Below are 15428 nucleotides of genomic sequence, written 5' to 3' on the forward strand. Positions count from 1 at the left end.
TGGGATCTGGATTGACCGACTCCGGCGGGGTACGATTTCGGCATGAGCATCGAAGAAATCAAACACCGCCGACAGCAGCTTCGGAACTTGGTTGTGATGGCGTTTGCCGACGGCCAGTTGGGTGAACGCGAAGTCCACTTGGTGGCAGACCGTTGTGCTGAACTTGGCCTGGATGAGTACGACCTGCAGAAGGCCGTCGAGTTCGGTTTAGGCGACGACGCGGCTCTCGAGCTGCCCCAGTCCACGGCTGCCCGAGAAGAACTTCTTTGCGACATGATTCGAATGATGGCTGCCGACGGCCACTTGGATGAAAGCGAAAAGCGATTGTTCGCTTTGGCGGCTGCAAAAATGTCGATTTCGACAACAGATGTCCAACGGTTGATCGACCAAACGCTTAGGTCGTGAGCAATAAGTTGGCTCGAATTCTGATTACCTCTGGTCCTACCCGTCAGTACCTTGACCCGGTTCGCTACATCACCAATGCATCGAGCGGCCGGATGGGTGCGGCCCTGGCGGCTGCGGTGCTGAAGCTTGGCCACGAAGTCGTGATCGTTTCGGGACCGGTGGCGGTCGAGTATCCCGGCGCCGCGACCGTCATTCCAGTCCTCACCACCGATGAAATGTTGCTGGCCGCGACGGAAACTTTCAAGACGTGCGACGGCGCAATCGGTGCCGCAGCGCCATGCGACTACATGCCTCGCGAAATTCAAACCCAGAAAATTTCAAAGACGGGCAAGCCGCTAACTATCGAATTGGTCGAGACAGCCGACGTCGTGGCAACTCTCGGCCAAAGCAAACGTGATGGCCAGTGGGTCGTTGGTTTCGCACTCGAAACCGAAGACCGACACTTTCGCGCGATCGTCAAATTGGAACGCAAGCACTGTGACCTGATGGTCAGCAATGGCCCCGCCGCGATTGACGCGGAAACGAACGAGGTCGAATTGCTTGACTCGAATGGGATCGTGATCGAGGCGATTCATGGAACCAAAGAACACGTCGCCGACCGACTACTCGCGCAAATCGACGATCGCTTAATTCATCAATCTTCAAAACCTAAAACCTAATAACGATTCTCGTGGACCTATCTGTTTCGCTCGGCCGCTTGCAACTGAAAAATCCGATCATGGTGGCGTCAGGGACGTTCGGATATGCGCGTGAAATGGAGGGCATCGTCGACGTGCCTCGGCTTGGCGCGGTGTTGCCCAAAACGATCACCGCCGAACCGCGGATCGGTAACGCCCCGTGGCGTACGGTCGAAACAACCGCCGGGCTCTTGAATGCAATCGGGCTTGATAATGACGGCGTTGATACATTCATTGAACATCACTTGCCGTATTTGACTTCGCTGGGCACGTCGATCGTGGTTAGCGTTGCCGGTCGCACGGAAGACGATTTTGTTCAGTTGGCTCGGCGCGTTGGCGAGTATAAGGGCGTAGCGGCGATCGAATTGAATCTGTCGTGTCCGAACGTCAGCGGAGGAATTGACTTTGGCACCAACGCCGAATCATGTCGCAGCGTCGTCGCGGCTGCTCGCAAGGCAACTCAAGTCCCGATCTTGGCCAAGTTGACGCCGAACGTCACTCGCATTGCCGACATCGCTAGAGGTGCTGCCGACGGTGGCGCCGACGCGGTTTGCTTGATCAACACGGTTCTTGGGATGGCCGTCGATTGGCGAAAAAGAAAGACAATGCTGGGCAACGGCATGGGCGGTTTGAGTGGTCCGGCGATCAAGCCGATCGCGCTTCGCTGTGTGCATCAAGTCGCCTCGGCAGTCGACATTCCGATCATCGGCATCGGAGGCATCGCAACGATCGATGATGTGATGCAGTTCTTGGTGACGGGCGCCAGTGCGGTTCAGATTGGAACGGCAAATTACTATGACCCGACGGTTTCGACACGGTTGATCGACGAATTGCCCGCCGCGCTGGCCGAGATCGGCGCTGCCAGCGTCGGCGAGTGCGTCCGAACGCTGGGCAAGTAGAACGCCATGACTTCATTATCCGCATCCGATGTTTCGACGATTGTCCACTTGGCTGATCACATGCGCGAAATGCGATTGCGGGCCCAAGCGATGAAGGCTTCATTTGAAACTGGACAGCGTGGATTCTTTACGCCAACCGAAGATGATCAGGTCGTGCAATTGTGGGTTTCGTACCACATGGCGCGAGCGGCACTGCTCGAGACATTGCATTCGATTCGCACGACCGCAGGAAAAGCAAGCGAAGAGAACGCCGCCGAATTCTCGCTCGCCTATGCTGCCGCGCTGATCCTGATCGACGCAGCACGAACGCTTCGAGATTTGTATTCCGACGACCTGTTGGTGCGACGGAAACTGAACGAATCAAATTCAATGTATGGAATCGAACAGGGAAGTTTCGACATGATCCAGTTGTCACTGACCAATCCGGTCAATGCGATTGGTGTACGACAAGCCGACCAGTTCTACACAGACCATGCCGAGCTGTTTTCACGATTGGCCGGCGAGGATGCGAAGGTCGCGTCTGTGGTTTCACTGATTGATCGACTACGAGACCGAGTTTCCATTGGGCCCACTCGTTATTTGAAGGCTCGTGCCAAAGAACTTCGCCACGATGCTCGTGATCGAATCGTGACCCAAAGTTTTGGTCGTGCCGTCTATGCGATCCAAGAATGGGGTTCGCGATTGGTCAGCAGCTTTTCTATTAAACCTGGTCACATCGCACGATTGCCGGATCACGTCGTCAGCGCCATGTCGAACTTGTTGAAACCAGGCGACGTATTTGTGACTCGCAAAGATGCAGCGGTCACAAATTATTTCTTGCCGGGATTCTGGCCACATGCCGCGATGTACGTCGGCAGCGATAGCGTCGTCGAATCGTTAAAGGACGGTGTTCGGGTGCGGACTATGGATTCGCCGCTCGGCAACGACGCCGTAGCGCTGATTCGACCCTCGTTGGAAACCGGGCTGATCGATCGAGCGATCCTTCGAGCCCACTCGCACGTTGGTAAACCCTACGATTTTGATTTCGATTTCACTCGTGCCGACCGTATGGTGTGTACAGAAGTCGTCTATCGAAGCTATGAGGGCTTGGGCGGCGTCAAGTTCGAACTTAAGAAACGAGCCGGACGCCAAACGTTGTCTGCCGAAGATTTGCTGGAATTAGCAGTCGCCGATCGGTTCTTTCGTCCAATTGCGGTCTACTGTGCTCGGCATGGCGACATGCTTTTAACCGGAAATGCAGCATCAAATGTCCTGAATCAAACCGTCGCTGCGCTCAGAAACAACTTGTAAATCCACTCGAAACGTTTGCTTCCGAATATGAATGTGCTTGATCGAATTGACCGAATCGTGCGTCCGATTGCGATTCCTAACCTGACCATAACATTGGTCGGGTGCCAGTTCGTGTTTTGGGTTCTGTCTTTGGTCGATCCGACGATGATTGAACGTGGGAAACTGGTTTGGGATTTGGTGATTGCCGGCGAGGTATGGCGGCTAGGAACATTTTTACTAATCGCGCCGACATCAAATCCGATCTTTGCAGTTTTCTACTTCTATATCTTCTACATGATGGGGACCGCGCTCGAACAACAGTGGGGGAACATTCGATACTGTTCGTTCATCTATGTCGGAATTCTTCTGAGCCTGATCGCGGCCGGAATTGCTCACGACCAAGCTGTGACCGGTTTCTTTTTAGAGGCCACGGTTTTCTTGGCCTTTGCAACCTACAATCCGAACTTTGAGTTCCTGTTGTTCTTTGTATTGCCCGTTAAAATCAAGTACTTGGCATGGCTGCAAGCTGCTGTATATGTTCTGACGTTCATCGCCGCGCCAATGGCTGGGAAGATGTTGGTACTGGCGTCGGTCGGAAACTACCTGCTGTTCTTCGGCCGCGGGCTATTCGGCAAAGGTGCAAATTTCCATCGCCAATTGACGTGGAAAAAGAAGCAGACCGCCCAGGCAAAGGTTCCTCGTCACGTCTGCCATGTCTGTAAAATCGATAGCAACACGCACCCCAAAATGGAATTTCGATACTGCAGCCAATGCGACGGTCACTTCGCGTATTGCGAAGAACATCTTAGAGACCACCCGCACGTGAACAAGAACGCGAAAGGGTAGCGTTTCCATCGAAACTTGGTTGGCGTAGCGGAACTCGCCAAGAGTTTTGACGCTTTGAGTTGCGCCAAGTCGATTGTTCTCGAAATCGAGTCAGGCGCCGGCGATTTGCCAGGTCTTGATCGCCTCGATTGGCGATATCAGCATGATCACGTTCAGCAGCAAGCAGTCGCGGATCGCGATTAGCATTACCACTTCGACGAACATAAAAAACAGCAACGCCCGAATCGGACGCACGCGCGAAGCAATACCATAGCCAAGTAAACATGCGACGACATCGAAGAGCGAATTGCCGATGGAGTCGCCGTAGTAGTCGAGCGAGAACGTGGCCTCGCGATACCGATTAATAATCATGGAAGAATTCTCCAAGATTTCCCAGCCGGCTTCGATGACTGTTGCGATCGTCCACCTTGCGCTAGCAGGAATCCGCTTGATCCTAGTGAGCACAGCAAAGAAGATGACGCCATGCAACACGTGAGTGAAAAAGTAAGGGTCGATCAAGTGCTGTGAAGCATGCGAGGACCAAATGTCCCATGCCCAAGGAATCGGACTCCCACAGGCACACCACCATGTTCGCCCCATCGAACGCAGGATCACAACCATCAAGGCGACCACGATCGCGACGCTGGCGAAAGAGCGCAGCGGCAGAGATTGGTGCAAAGATTGGGGAGATTTCACTCTAAAAATCGTCCGTCGTTAGTCGAACACTGACGACTGAGTGCTTTTCAGGTCCAGGCCGATACTTGATGTAGGTGGTTGCGACAATCGTACCATCAGGCAGCAATTCGATTCCTGGATATCCGCAGTCGTTGACTCGCTTGGCATGGGAATGCAGCAACTTGATTCGAGTCTCACCGGGTCGAGCGTTCTTGATGTCGTCGTAGGTGCCAACCCAAGCCACAAAATGTCCTTTGGTTGGACTGTCCAATGCGACATCGCGAAACGCGATGAACCAGCGGCCATCTGGTAGTTGCACGCCGGCATGTCGGTCGCCCGTCAATTCCCATGATGTCTCGATTGGCGTCGTCCAGTGCTCGCCTTCGTCTTTCGAGAACATCATCAAGCTATTTCCGGTGTGCGTGTTCTCTCGCATCAGGCAACAAAGTTCCCTGCCGTCCGGCGACCGAAACGCAAACGGTTCACAAGGGTTTTTCTGGCCAACTTCAGCGACCACCTTGGGCTGGGACCAAGTCACGCCGCCATCATCCGTGATCGTTTGAAAGACACCGAGCGGCGGTTGGTCCTCTCCATCTTTTCCGTTGTGGTACATCCCCAAATAGCGACCGTCGGTCAACTTCACGACGCTGCTGAACGTCATCACGCAGGGGAAACCCAGCGGCGGTTTCTCGGTCCAAGTCTTGCCATTGTCCTCACTGACGATGCTGGGCATTCCAGGTCCGCCTCGTTTGCCAAGGGCCGCCGAGAAAACCCAGATTCGTTCTTTGCCCGCTGGATCGGACATCCGATAAATGCTGGGACAATTTTGATGCCTTGAGTAGCCCGGTGGAAGTGTTTCGTCGATCCGTGTCCAAGTCTTTCCACCGTCGTCGCTACGAGCCATCGGGCCAGCCGATCCGCCGTGGTTGACGCACCAAACGGCCAACATGGTTTTGCCGTCCGCCAACAACTCGGTCGTCGGGTGTCCCTGGTAAGTCTCGGTGGTGCCTTCGGCGATAACAACTTGGCGATCGGTATCGTTAGACAAGTCGAGCAGCGAAACCGAGGGCGGACCAGACCGCGAGCGGCCTTCTTCATCAATGGTTTTCCAGATGGCAGTCAGTTCGGCGACCCTATCGGGCATCGAATCGTATAGGTTCGTGGATTCGGAAAGGTCGGCATGCAAGTCATAGAGTTGACCCTTTGCTTGAACCTCGTTTGAATTCGATCGACTTGGTTTTGAAAATCCACCTGAACCGGCCCCGAGGATCAATTTCCACCTACCGCTTCGAATTGTCTTCAGACCTTTCCCGCTTGAAATCGCCAGGGAATCGCGAGTTGGTTTGTGGTTGCCTTCGAGCAGCGAAAGAAAACTAAAGCTGTCTGGCCCCTCGTCATCACCAAGAGGGACGCCAGCGACGTCGGCAAGTGTTGCCATCACGTCAACAAACGATATTGTCTGGTCGTTGCGAGTGCCGGATTCGACATGGCCTGGCCAGCGAGCGATGAACGGCATTCGGTGACCGCCTTCCCACGCATCCGCCTTCATCCCGCGAAGTCCCCCAACGCTGTCGTGCCCAAAACGCTCGACATCCTCTGCGTACCAGACAGGGCCGTTGTCCGACGAAAAAATGACCAAGGTGTTGTCTCGTATCCCGGCGTCATCAATTGACTTGAGAACCCGGCCGACCATTGAATCGACCATCATTGCAAAATCACCATACATCCCTGCACCGCTTTTGCCGGAAAATTCCTGCGATGGCAACCAAGGCGTGTGGGGTGCTGGATAGGCAAGGTACAAGAACAACGGTTTGTCGCTCGGTCCGCTTGCCGAATGCTGCGTGATCACCGAGACAGCTTCGTCGGTAAATCGTGGCAAGACATCGTGCAGTTCAAGATCTGGCGCAATCCCGCCCGCTCGCCAAAACTCGCCTTGAATCGGTGACCATCCCTCGCTGGCGTTGGCTTCGATTCGATCTGTCGGTGGAGCCACCGCTCGATCGCCTGAGATATAAAAGTAGGGCGGAATATCAGTCGAGGCGCGAATTCCAAAGAACGAGTCAAAGCCGCAGTCTACTGGCCCGCCGGGCAGCCGCTTTTCGTATCCGTCTTCGTTGAAACCCAGGTGCCACTTCCCAACCATCGCTGTCTGATATCCGCGATGTTTCAGCACACTCGCAGTGGTACCTTGACCAGACGTGATCAACGCTTGTTCCGGCCACTTCGAGACGTCTGTTCGAAACGGATACCGTCCCGTCATCAAGCCGTAACGCGACATGTGGCACAACGGACCAGCGGCATGAGCATCCGTGAACCGCATCCCGTCGCGTGCCAGACCATTGATGTTGGGTGTCGCGATCTTTGAATCCGGGTTGAAGCAACTTGCATCGCCGTAACCCATGTCATCAACCAGGATAAACACAACATTCGGCTGGGTCGATGCAAAGGCTAGCGAACCACACCACCAAACCGCTATCAGAAGCGGACCAAGAAGACGCATCATGTGACAAACCCACGTTGAAGGACATACCGTCGCTGCTGATGATGCCGCGATGTCGCACCATCATAGCTGCGCCAACTGGTTCGTTCCAACGCGATGCAAAGGGACGCCGTAAGCCACCGAAGTTCAGGCCTGGAACGCGATTGCTTCAAGCTTACGATCGACACATAAAAAAAGGGCAAGCCTAAGGCTTGCCCTTTAAATGTTGGATACGCAACAGCGTACTAGCTCTTTGCTGCTTCGGCCTTCAACGCCGCGACTCGTTCGTCTGGTGTGCGACGGGTAACGATCTTGTTAACCGTTCCACCGGCAGCCGCGATCTTTTCTTCAGCTGTTTTGCTGAACCGATGAGCCGAAACTTTCAGCTTTTTCGACAATTCGCCATCCCCGAGGATCTTCACTTCGTCGAATGTGCCTTTGGCCAAACCCTTGGTAGCCAATGCTTCCAAAGTGACTTCCTCACCATCGTTGAAACATTCGTTCAAGCGAGCAACATTGACCGCGAAAACAGTCAACGCCCAGCGGTTATTGAAACCACGCTTTGGCACTCGGCGAATCATCGGCATCGCACCACCCTGGAAGGTAGGCTTGCGACTGTAACCGCTGCGGCTCTTGTGGCCGTTGTGACCACGTCCAGCTGTCTTGCCGGTACCACTGCCTGGGCCGCGACCGATCCGCTTGCGAGGACGTTTCTTTAAAATGCCGCGGTGGACATCGTTAAGTTGCATGACAAAACCGATTTAACGTTGATCTGTGTAGATTGAATTTATTACTTAGGCAGTCAATTCTTCGACGGTCAAACCGCGAAGAGCTGCTACTTGGTCAGCCGTTCGCAGCTTCGAGAGCGCGTCGACGGTCGCTTTCACCAAGGTCACAGGGTTATTGGTCCCATATGACTTGGTCAAAATATCGTGAATGCCAGTTGCTTCGCACACGGCACGAACTGCTTGACCGGCGATGATACCGGTACCTGCACCTGCAGGAACCAACAATACCTTCGCGGCGCCGTACTTTCCGACGACTTGGTGAGGAATGCTGCCGTTGACGACTGGAACGTCGATCAAACTGCGGCTGGCCTGCTTTTGTGCTTTTTGGACGCTCGGCGGAACTTCGTTTGCTTTGCCGTAACCATAGCCAACTTTACCGTTGCCGTCACCGACGACGACCATCGCTGCAAAGCTGAAACGTCGACCGCCCTTGACCACCGCTGCACAGCGTTTGATCTTCACGACACGATCGAGCATGCCCTCCGGTACGTTGGATTCTTCTTGCTTTCGCTTGCCGCGTCCGCCGCCACCGCCGCCGCCGCGATTTTGTGATGAATTACTGATAGTATCAATCCTCTTTCAGGACGTTTGATCGTTGTTAGGTTGCGTTAAATCGCGTTGATTAAAACTTAAGTCCGCTTTCGCGAGCTGCTTCAGCGAACGCTTTAACGCGTCCATGATACTTGTTGTGGCCACGATCCATCTTGACCGAGGTGATGCCAGCGGCACTTGCCTTCTCAGCAATCAACTTACCGACGGCTGCAGCCCCGTCACAGTTTCCACCGGACTTTACCGAAACGCCGCTGTCACGCGAACTGGCACTCGCCAGCGTCGTGCCGGAAAGGTCATCGATCAGTTGGGCACCGAAATGCTTTAGCGAACGGTGAATGCAAAGCCGCGGTTGATCCGCCGAACCACGCAGTTTATTGCGAACGTGGTTACGTCGGCGAAGTCGTCTCTTCTGGATCTTTCTGTTCTTATCCATCTTATGTCCGATCGTTTGTGAATCGGCCTAGGCAATGGTTTGTTGTGTGTCCCGTTGATGCAACGAGCCACGTAATTTTGTGTTGTTAAGCAGGTCGTAACGTTACTTCGTCGCGGACTTACCAGCCTTGATCTTGACCTGTTCGCCTTGGTAGCGAACGCCCTTGCCCTTGTAGGGCTCAGGTTTACGTAGCGAACGAATCTCAGCTGCAAATTGGCCGACGGATTGCTTGTCGCAACCTTGAATCACAATGTGTGTTTGATCCGGGCAAGTGACAGTCAGGTCACTTGGGATCTTGCGATGCAGTTCGTTCGCATAACCGACTCGCAATTGAATCATATCGCCTTGAATCGCCGCCAAATAGCCAACGCCGACGATCTCGAGCTTCTTTTCGTACCCCTTGGTGACACCCTCGACCATGTTGGCAAGGACTGCACGGGTAAGACCATGCAACTCGCGTGAAGTTCGCTCGTCGTTTGATCGCTTGACGACCAACTGTTTGCCGTCTTCATCGACCGATACGGACACTTCTGGCCGGTGTTCGAACGACAACTTGCCTTTGGCACCTTCGATTTCGACGGTGCGGCCGGACAACGATACTTTCGCACCGCCCGTGACTTCGACTGGCTTATTTCCAACGCGACTCATGTCTAATGCTTTGTTTCAATCAGGTTTGTTTTGTCTTCGTGTCGTCAGTCGTCGTAACACCGACGACTCATGTGCTTAGGCGATTTCGCAAAGCACTTCGCCGCCGAGATTGTCCCGACGGGCTTCGCGATCACTCAAAACACCACGGCTGGTGCTGATGATGCGAATTCCCAAACCGCCAAGGACTGGCTTCAGCTCCTTGCCACGGCTGTAAAGCCGACGACCAGGAGAGCTGACGCGTTTGATCGTTTGGATCACACGTTCGCCGTTAGGGCCATACTTGAGTTCTAGGCGAAGGGTAGCCGATGGGTTTTCCTCATCGATCTCCTTCCAGTCCCAGATGAAACCTTCGCGTTTTAGCACGTCGGCAATACCGCGTTTGAAGCGGCTGGTCGGAATATCGACGTACGGCTTTTCGACACGCACAGCGTTACGAATCCGGGTCAACATGTCGGCAATTGGATCAGTCATCATAATGTTTGTCAGCTCCCCTGTTGAACCTTATTACCAGCTGGCCTTGCGAACGCCTGGGATCAATCCCATGTTTGCGTTCTCGCGGAAACAGATGCGACACAGCCCGAACTTTCGGTAAACCGATCGAGGACGTCCACAAAATTTGCAACGGTTCTCTTTGCGAGAACTGAACTTCGGCGGACGCTTCGACTTCGCGATTTTCGATTTACTTGCCACAGGGTGACTCAGGTTTCTTGTTACAGGTCCAATGATTGTTTAGTAGAACCGATGGAAGACCCATCGGTTATGCAGCGCCGCTTGCTTTCTTCTCAGCTTTGAACGGCATGCCGAACAAAGTCAAAAGCTCGCGAGCTTCGTCGTTGGTCTTCGCGGACGTCACGATTGTGATATTCATCCCTTGCGGGCGGGTGAACTTATCCGGATTTAACTCCGGGAACACCAATAGTTCGGTCAAACCGAGTGTGTAGTTACCGCGTCCATCGAACGCTTTGCGGTTGATCCCGCGAAAGTCACGTACCCGTGGCAAAACGATCGAAACCAAGCGGTCCATGAACTCGTACATCCGTTGACGACGAATCGTGACCATGCAGCCAATTGGCATGCCTTCACGCAAACGGAAGTTCGCGATCGACTTGCGAGCAAGCGTTGTCACTGGTTTCTGACCAGCGATCTCGGTCATGGCTTCGTAAGCCAAGTCAAGAATCTTCTTGTCACCAATGGCCTGGCCGACGCCCATGTTCAGGGTGATCTTTTCCAGTCTTGGAATCTGGTGAGGATTCTTGTATCCGTTCTTCTCCACCATCGCTTTGCGAATGGTGTCCTCGTAACGGACCTGCATGCGGGGTTTTTCGGACATCGAAATTTCAGTGTTCAGTTATCGGTGTTTTGTTGTTAGCGTTGGAAAATACAACGCCGTAAAACAGTTTTCTCTCAGCCGGTTATCAGCATCAAGAAACCAGATCAGTCTTTCTTCGCGTGCTGTGCTCGTGCCGGGGCGATTTTGCCGAGGCTGTTGCCAGACTTCTTTGCGTATCGTTCTTTGCTGCCGTCGGCGAGGAATCGTACACCAACGCGTGTCTTTCCGCCATCCTTTGGGTCCACCAACATCACGTTGCTGGCTGCAATTGGCATTTCTTTGTTTAGACGGCCACCCTGAGGGTTCTTTTGGCTGCGACGAACGTGCTTCCACACCTTGCCAGCTCCCTCGACAACCAACTTGTTGGCTGTGCGATCGATCTTCAAGATCTTACCGCGATGCCCTTTGTCGGCACCGGCGATCACTTCGACTTCGTCGTCAACACGGAAATTCATGGCGGGTAGGTTTTAGGTAACAGGTTTCAGGTTTCAGGATTTAAAGCGGTGATGAGCTTGGCGACACCAGTGAGCAAAAACAAAACTTGTTCCCTCTCACCTGTACGCTGTTGCCTCTCCTCTTAGACCACTTCGTTGGCAAGCGAAACGATCTTCATGAAGCTACGATCTCGCAATTCGCGAGCAACCGCACCGAAGATCCGCGTTCCGCGGGGGCCTTTGTCTTTGTCGATCAAAACGACTGCATTGCTGTCGAATTTGATGTAACTTCCGTCTGGACGGCGGGTTGGCTGTTTTGTGCGAACGATCACCGCTCGAACGATCGCCTTTTTCTTGACTTCGCTGCCCGGAATAACGCTCTTAACGCTACACACGATGATGTCACCTAAGCCAGCCACTCGGCGGCGGCTGCCACCAAGGACCTTGATGCACATCACTTGGCGGGCGCCAGTGTTGTCAGCTACGTCGAGTCGGGTTTCTTGTTGAATCATTTTCGTTTGTCTTGTTTGATCTTTTCTAGCGGCCTTCGTAGGCCAGGACTCACCCTGGCAACTTCAATGTGCCAGGGCAAGTCCTGGCCTACTTCAGCATTATGCTTCGCTCGATTCTTCGCCACCGGCAGCGGCAACGGCTTCAAGTTCAGCTTGCTTACGAGCAGCACGCAGTGCAGCAACGTCAACTTCGGTGCTCTTTTCAAGCACACGAACCAAACGCCATCGCTTCAGCTTCGACAATGGCTCGGATTCGATGATCTCCACGCGATCACCCGTTCCGGACTCGTTGTTCTCGTCATGGACGTGGCAAACGGTACGGCGACGAATGTATTTTTTGTACTTCGGGTGCTTGACCAAACGGGCAATTTCGACACGACGAGTTTTACTCATCTTGTCACTGGTCACGATTCCGGAGACGACGCGCTTGGGCATGGAACTTCTGTCCGAGGTTTCTTAGTCTGGTGTTTCTTTGTCTAGCAGCGGTTCTGCTACTACTTGGCGGTTGCCGTTTGACGTTGCGTTTGAATCGTTTTGATCCGGGCAATCGTGCGACGGTTTTTCATGATCTCGCTGGGCGTGTTTAGACGCTCAGACTGCGACTGGAATCGCAAGCGGAACAGCGTTTGAGCTGCCTCTTTCGAGGTTGCTTCCAACTGCTCGTCACTCATCTCGCGAAGTTCAGTGATGTTGCTCATGGCAGGGTTATATCAGTTTGCAGGTGTCAGGTTTGCAGGAAATAAATGACAGGCACGGTGGGGATCGGCCGGTTTGACCGTAAAGCAGATCCCAAATACCTGTTACCTATCTCGTTACGCCGGACGTCGTTCGACGAATCGAACCTTAACCGGCAACTTGCTCGCTAGACGAGCGAAACAGACCTTGGCCTGTTGTTCAGTCACACCACCGAGCTCATAGAGAATCGTTCCCGGCTTTACGACCGCGGCCCAGAAGTCAGGCTCACCCTTACCTTTACCCATCCGAGTTTCCAGCGGTGTGCTGGTTACGGACTTGTCGGGAAAGACTCGAATGTAAAGCTTGCCTTCGCCACGGACGTATTGCTGAGCAGCAATCCGTCCCGCTTCAATTGTTGTCGCTTTGATCCAGCCGGCGTCCATAGATTGGATACCATAGTCACCAAAGACGACCGTATTGCCGCGAGTCGCACTACCTTTTATGCGACCTCTTTGGCTTTTTCGATGCTTGACCCGTTTGGGCATCAACGCCATCGTTTTCGTCTCCGTAAGTTCCTTGGTTGATCCACACTTGAATCCCGATGTGCCCCTGTGGCGTCATCGCTTCGGTGAATCCGTAATCGATTTTTGCTTGCAGCGTGCTCAATGGAATCGAACCCGCGATTTGTTTTTCTCGTCGAGCCATTTCCGCACCGCCGAGTCGACCCGCCAACTGAACCTTGATGCCCTTTGCACCAGCGTCCATGGTCGTTTCGAGCGTACGCTTCATTGTCCGGCGGAAGCTCGACCGTTTGGACAATTGTTGGGCGATGTCCAAGGCAACAAGCTGGGCTTGTAGCTCGGGACGACCGACCTCTTCAACTTTCAGGTTGATTCGACGACCAATCAAGTTCTGCAGTTCAGCCTGCAGGATCTCGATTTCTTGGCCCTTCTTGCCGATAATCAAGCCGGGACGAGCGACGTACATCATTACGCGAACTTCGTCGCGAGTACGCTCAATCTCGATCCGATCGATACCAGCACTCTTGTATTGAGTCTTCTTTGGGTGGTTGGTGATAAAGTTACGCAACTTGCGATCTTCTACCAACAAATCAGCGAAGTCTTTCTTGGACGCATACCACCGGCTGGTCCACCCACGGGTGACACCAGTACGGAAAGCGATTGGGTGAACTTTTTGGCCCATGAGGGACTCGTTGTCTTCTTAAGGGATTCGTTTGCGGTTAAATCAGACTTCGTCAATCGGCGTCACAGCGACGCGAATGTGACTGCTTCGTTTCTTGATCATGAACGCGGTGCCTCGAGCACGCGGTCGAATACGCTTGAACATCGGTCCCGCGTCAACGCAAACTTCCGTTAGCACCAGTTCTTCGATGCGGTGACTTCGGCCGTTGTTTTGATCAGGGTCTTGAGCGTTGCCCACCGCACTTTGGATGACCTTTTCCAGCATGCGAGCGCCACGTTGCGGTTGATACTTCAGCGTATCAAGTGCTTCGTCAGCGTACATGCCACGGACCAGGTCGGCCACTAGGCGAATTTTTTGGGCGCTCATGCGAGCGCCTTTGTGTGATGCTTTGTAAGTTGCCATTTTCTTTGACGCAAGAATTACTTCTTGCCTCCCTTGCCGCTGTGTCCCTTGAAGGTCCGCGTTGGAGCGAACTCACCAAGTTTGTGGCCAACCATGTCTTCGCTCACCAAAACTTTGATGTGCTTACGACCGTCGTGGACCATGAAAGTCTTGTTGATGAACTCGGGCACAATCGTGCAAGCACGCGCCCAAGTTTTAATCGGTTCGGTTCCGCCGCCCTCGATCTGTTTCTGCACTTTAAAGAACAGTTTTGGATCGACGTACGGGCCTTTTTTAAGACTACGACTCATGACGGATAGGTTTCAGGTTTCAGGATTCAGTTGACAGGTTTTTAGCGAGCTGTTTACGGCTTAGTGCAGCTTAAGCTGGCCATAGCGACGGCTCTTGCGTCGACGCACGATCGAGCTATTGCTTGCCTTGCGTCGTTGACGCGTCGAGCCGCCCTTAGCGCTCTTGCCCTGCGGGCTAACTGGGTGACGGCCACCCTTGGTTCGGCCTTCACCACCACCGTGCGGGTGGTCGATCGGGTTCATGGTGGTACCGCGAACGTGAGGACGACGGCCGAGCCAACGGGCACGACCAGCCTTACCCAAACGAACCTTCATGTGTTCTGTGTTGCCGACCTGTCCGATGGTCGCGCGGCAGGTGCTTGGCACGCGGCGAATTTCGCCACTTGGAAGCGATAGTTGGGCCCAGTCGGCTTCGCGAGCCATCAACGTGGCGTACGTTCCGGCCGAGCGACACATCACTGCCCCGCGACCTGCACGCAACTCGATGCAGCAAACACTGGTGCCAAGCGGAATATTTTTCAGCGGCAAGCTGTTGCCAACGGTTGGCGGTGCCTCCGGCCCATTTTGGACCTTGTCGCCGGCTTTCATGCCAGCGGGAGCAACCACGTAAACCTTCTCGCCGTCGGTGTACTTCAGCAACGCAATCCGAGCCGAGCGGTTCGGGTCGTATTGCACCGAATCGACACTCGCGACGACACCGTCTTTGGCCCGTCGGAAATCGACCACACGATACATCTGCTTGTGTCCGCCACCACGGTGGCGAGCAGTGATCTTGCCTTGGTTGTTGCGGCCACCAGTTTTCTTTTGCCGTTTCAGCAGTGACCGTTCGGGCTTGTAGCCCTTGGTCAAATCAGCAAAGTCGCTGACCGACGCATTTCTGCGTCCGGCGCTGGTCGGCTTGTAGATTCGAATGCCCATTTTGGCAGATCTCA

At 53.9% G+C, this 15428-nt stretch carries 23 protein-coding genes; 5 read left to right on the forward strand and 18 right to left on the reverse strand.

Translation table 11 applies throughout. The annotated features are described in order from the left end of the window. Positions 1-42 precede the first annotated feature (42 nt). The 5 genes from Poly59_RS20085 to Poly59_RS20105 are packed head-to-tail and all read left to right on the forward strand — an operon-like array spanning position 43 to position 4096. Positions 43-405 (forward strand): tellurite resistance TerB family protein, encoded by a 363-nt coding sequence (locus tag Poly59_RS20085; protein WP_146535865.1) that lies wholly within the window; start codon positions 43-45, stop codon positions 403-405. Between the two features lie 20 nt (positions 406-425). Continuing rightward, a complete protein-coding gene (locus tag Poly59_RS20090; protein ID WP_146536116.1) occupies positions 426-1064 on the forward strand; it encodes a phosphopantothenoylcysteine decarboxylase domain-containing protein in 639 nt (212 codons plus the stop codon). 11 nt (positions 1065-1075) lie between these two features. Further along, complete coding sequence (locus Poly59_RS20095) at positions 1076-1981, forward strand: dihydroorotate dehydrogenase (protein ID WP_146535866.1); 906 nt, start codon at positions 1076-1078, stop codon at positions 1979-1981. A 6-nt stretch (positions 1982-1987) separates the two neighbouring features. After that, positions 1988-3271, forward strand: a complete 1284-nt coding sequence (locus tag Poly59_RS20100) for a YiiX/YebB-like N1pC/P60 family cysteine hydrolase (protein WP_146535867.1) — start codon at positions 1988-1990, stop codon at positions 3269-3271. A gap of 33 nt (positions 3272-3304) precedes the next feature. Then, positions 3305-4096, forward strand: a complete 792-nt coding sequence (locus Poly59_RS20105) for a rhomboid family protein (RefSeq protein ID WP_186776401.1) — start codon at positions 3305-3307, stop codon at positions 4094-4096. A 90-nt stretch (positions 4097-4186) separates the two neighbouring features. On the opposite strand, the gene Poly59_RS20110 is transcribed toward Poly59_RS20105, so the two are convergent. The 18 genes from Poly59_RS20110 to rplB form a co-directional block, all read right to left on the reverse strand. After that, positions 4187-4771, reverse strand: a complete 585-nt coding sequence (locus Poly59_RS20110; RefSeq protein ID WP_146535869.1) for a DUF2585 family protein — start codon at positions 4769-4771, stop codon at positions 4187-4189. Position 4772: 1 nt separating this feature from the next. Next, positions 4773-7253, reverse strand: a complete 2481-nt coding sequence (locus Poly59_RS30270) for a sulfatase-like hydrolase/transferase (protein ID WP_146535870.1) — start codon at positions 7251-7253, stop codon at positions 4773-4775. A 221-nt stretch (positions 7254-7474) separates the two neighbouring features. Beyond that, a complete protein-coding gene (rplO, locus tag Poly59_RS20120) occupies positions 7475-7978 on the reverse strand; it encodes a 50S ribosomal protein L15 (protein ID WP_146535871.1) in 504 nt (167 codons plus the stop codon). 45 nt (positions 7979-8023) lie between these two features. Next, the gene (gene rpsE, locus Poly59_RS20125; RefSeq protein ID WP_146535872.1) at positions 8024-8494 is read right to left on the reverse strand and encodes a 30S ribosomal protein S5; all 471 of its coding nucleotides are present in this window, start codon (positions 8492-8494) and stop codon (positions 8024-8026) included. Between the two features lie 145 nt (positions 8495-8639). Continuing rightward, on the reverse strand, positions 8640-9002 hold the full coding sequence (gene rplR, locus Poly59_RS20130) for a 50S ribosomal protein L18 (RefSeq protein ID WP_146535873.1): 363 nt from the start codon (positions 9000-9002) through the stop codon (positions 8640-8642). A gap of 102 nt (positions 9003-9104) precedes the next feature. Continuing rightward, on the reverse strand, positions 9105-9650 hold the full coding sequence (rplF, locus tag Poly59_RS20135; protein WP_146535874.1) for a 50S ribosomal protein L6: 546 nt from the start codon (positions 9648-9650) through the stop codon (positions 9105-9107). Positions 9651-9725: 75 nt separating this feature from the next. Beyond that, on the reverse strand, positions 9726-10124 hold the full coding sequence (gene rpsH, locus Poly59_RS20140) for a 30S ribosomal protein S8 (RefSeq protein WP_146535875.1): 399 nt from the start codon (positions 10122-10124) through the stop codon (positions 9726-9728). Between the two features lie 30 nt (positions 10125-10154). Further along, on the reverse strand, positions 10155-10340 hold the full coding sequence (locus Poly59_RS20145; RefSeq protein ID WP_146456370.1) for a type Z 30S ribosomal protein S14: 186 nt from the start codon (positions 10338-10340) through the stop codon (positions 10155-10157). Between the two features lie 67 nt (positions 10341-10407). Then, positions 10408-10980 (reverse strand): 50S ribosomal protein L5, encoded by a 573-nt coding sequence (gene rplE, locus Poly59_RS20150; RefSeq protein WP_146535876.1) that lies wholly within the window; start codon positions 10978-10980, stop codon positions 10408-10410. A gap of 104 nt (positions 10981-11084) precedes the next feature. Then, positions 11085-11435, reverse strand: coding sequence for a 50S ribosomal protein L24 (gene rplX / locus Poly59_RS20155; RefSeq protein ID WP_146535877.1), 351 nt, complete (start codon positions 11433-11435; stop codon positions 11085-11087). Between the two features lie 122 nt (positions 11436-11557). Further along, complete coding sequence (gene rplN / locus Poly59_RS20160; RefSeq protein ID WP_146456363.1) at positions 11558-11926, reverse strand: 50S ribosomal protein L14; 369 nt, start codon at positions 11924-11926, stop codon at positions 11558-11560. Positions 11927-12025: 99 nt separating this feature from the next. Further along, on the reverse strand, positions 12026-12361 hold the full coding sequence (rpsQ, locus tag Poly59_RS20165; protein WP_146535878.1) for a 30S ribosomal protein S17: 336 nt from the start codon (positions 12359-12361) through the stop codon (positions 12026-12028). A 59-nt stretch (positions 12362-12420) separates the two neighbouring features. Beyond that, on the reverse strand, positions 12421-12624 hold the full coding sequence (rpmC, locus tag Poly59_RS20170; RefSeq protein WP_146535879.1) for a 50S ribosomal protein L29: 204 nt from the start codon (positions 12622-12624) through the stop codon (positions 12421-12423). A gap of 114 nt (positions 12625-12738) precedes the next feature. Then, on the reverse strand, positions 12739-13155 hold the full coding sequence (gene rplP / locus Poly59_RS20175; protein WP_146456357.1) for a 50S ribosomal protein L16: 417 nt from the start codon (positions 13153-13155) through the stop codon (positions 12739-12741). After that, positions 13094-13804 (reverse strand): 30S ribosomal protein S3, encoded by a 711-nt coding sequence (rpsC, locus tag Poly59_RS20180; RefSeq protein WP_146535880.1) that lies wholly within the window; start codon positions 13802-13804, stop codon positions 13094-13096. Before rpsC ends, rplP begins: the two co-directional genes overlap by 62 nt. A gap of 42 nt (positions 13805-13846) precedes the next feature. Further along, positions 13847-14206 (reverse strand): 50S ribosomal protein L22, encoded by a 360-nt coding sequence (gene rplV, locus Poly59_RS20185; protein ID WP_146535881.1) that lies wholly within the window; start codon positions 14204-14206, stop codon positions 13847-13849. Positions 14207-14223: 17 nt separating this feature from the next. Then, positions 14224-14496: a 30S ribosomal protein S19 gene (rpsS, locus tag Poly59_RS20190; RefSeq protein ID WP_146535882.1), complete on the reverse strand. Its 273-nt coding sequence runs from the start codon at positions 14494-14496 to the stop codon at positions 14224-14226. Between the two features lie 60 nt (positions 14497-14556). After that, positions 14557-15414, reverse strand: a complete 858-nt coding sequence (gene rplB / locus Poly59_RS20195) for a 50S ribosomal protein L2 (protein ID WP_146535883.1) — start codon at positions 15412-15414, stop codon at positions 14557-14559. Positions 15415-15428 lie beyond the last annotated feature (14 nt).

It is taken from the genome of Rubripirellula reticaptiva (assembly GCF_007860175.1).
Lineage (GTDB): Bacteria > Planctomycetota > Planctomycetia > Pirellulales > Pirellulaceae > Rubripirellula > Rubripirellula reticaptiva.

Coding starts and splice junctions, on each gene's coding strand:
- Poly59_RS20085 (WP_146535865.1), top strand. CDS start 43: ATGAGCATCGAAGAAATCAAACACCGCCGACAGCAGCTTCGGAACTTG.
- Poly59_RS20100 (WP_146535867.1), top strand. CDS start 1,988: ATGACTTCATTATCCGCATCCGATGTTTCGACGATTGTCCACTTGGCT.
- Poly59_RS30270 (WP_146535870.1), bottom strand. CDS start 7,253: ATGATGCGTCTTCTTGGTCCGCTTCTGATAGCGGTTTGGTGGTGTGGT.
- rplO (WP_146535871.1), bottom strand. CDS start 7,978: ATGCAACTTAACGATGTCCACCGCGGCATTTTAAAGAAACGTCCTCGC.
- rpsE (WP_146535872.1), bottom strand. CDS start 8,494: ATGCTCGATCGTGTCGTGAAGATCAAACGCTGTGCAGCGGTGGTCAAG.
- rplR (WP_146535873.1), bottom strand. CDS start 9,002: ATGGATAAGAACAGAAAGATCCAGAAGAGACGACTTCGCCGACGTAAC.
- rplF (WP_146535874.1), bottom strand. CDS start 9,650: ATGAGTCGCGTTGGAAATAAGCCAGTCGAAGTCACGGGCGGTGCGAAA.
- rpsH (WP_146535875.1), bottom strand. CDS start 10,124: ATGATGACTGATCCAATTGCCGACATGTTGACCCGGATTCGTAACGCT.
- rplE (WP_146535876.1), bottom strand. CDS start 10,980: ATGTCCGAAAAACCCCGCATGCAGGTCCGTTACGAGGACACCATTCGC.
- rplX (WP_146535877.1), bottom strand. CDS start 11,435: ATGAATTTCCGTGTTGACGACGAAGTCGAAGTGATCGCCGGTGCCGAC.
- rplN (WP_146456363.1), bottom strand. CDS start 11,926: ATGATTCAACAAGAAACCCGACTCGACGTAGCTGACAACACTGGCGCC.
- rpsQ (WP_146535878.1), bottom strand. CDS start 12,361: ATGCCCAAGCGCGTCGTCTCCGGAATCGTGACCAGTGACAAGATGAGT.
- rpmC (WP_146535879.1), bottom strand. CDS start 12,624: ATGAGCAACATCACTGAACTTCGCGAGATGAGTGACGAGCAGTTGGAA.
- rplP (WP_146456357.1), bottom strand. CDS start 13,155: ATGGCGTTGATGCCCAAACGGGTCAAGCATCGAAAAAGCCAAAGAGGT.
- rpsC (WP_146535880.1), bottom strand. CDS start 13,804: ATGGGCCAAAAAGTTCACCCAATCGCTTTCCGTACTGGTGTCACCCGT.
- rplV (WP_146535881.1), bottom strand. CDS start 14,206: ATGGCAACTTACAAAGCATCACACAAAGGCGCTCGCATGAGCGCCCAA.
- rpsS (WP_146535882.1), bottom strand. CDS start 14,496: ATGAGTCGTAGTCTTAAAAAAGGCCCGTACGTCGATCCAAAACTGTTC.
- rplB (WP_146535883.1), bottom strand. CDS start 15,414: ATGGGCATTCGAATCTACAAGCCGACCAGCGCCGGACGCAGAAATGCG.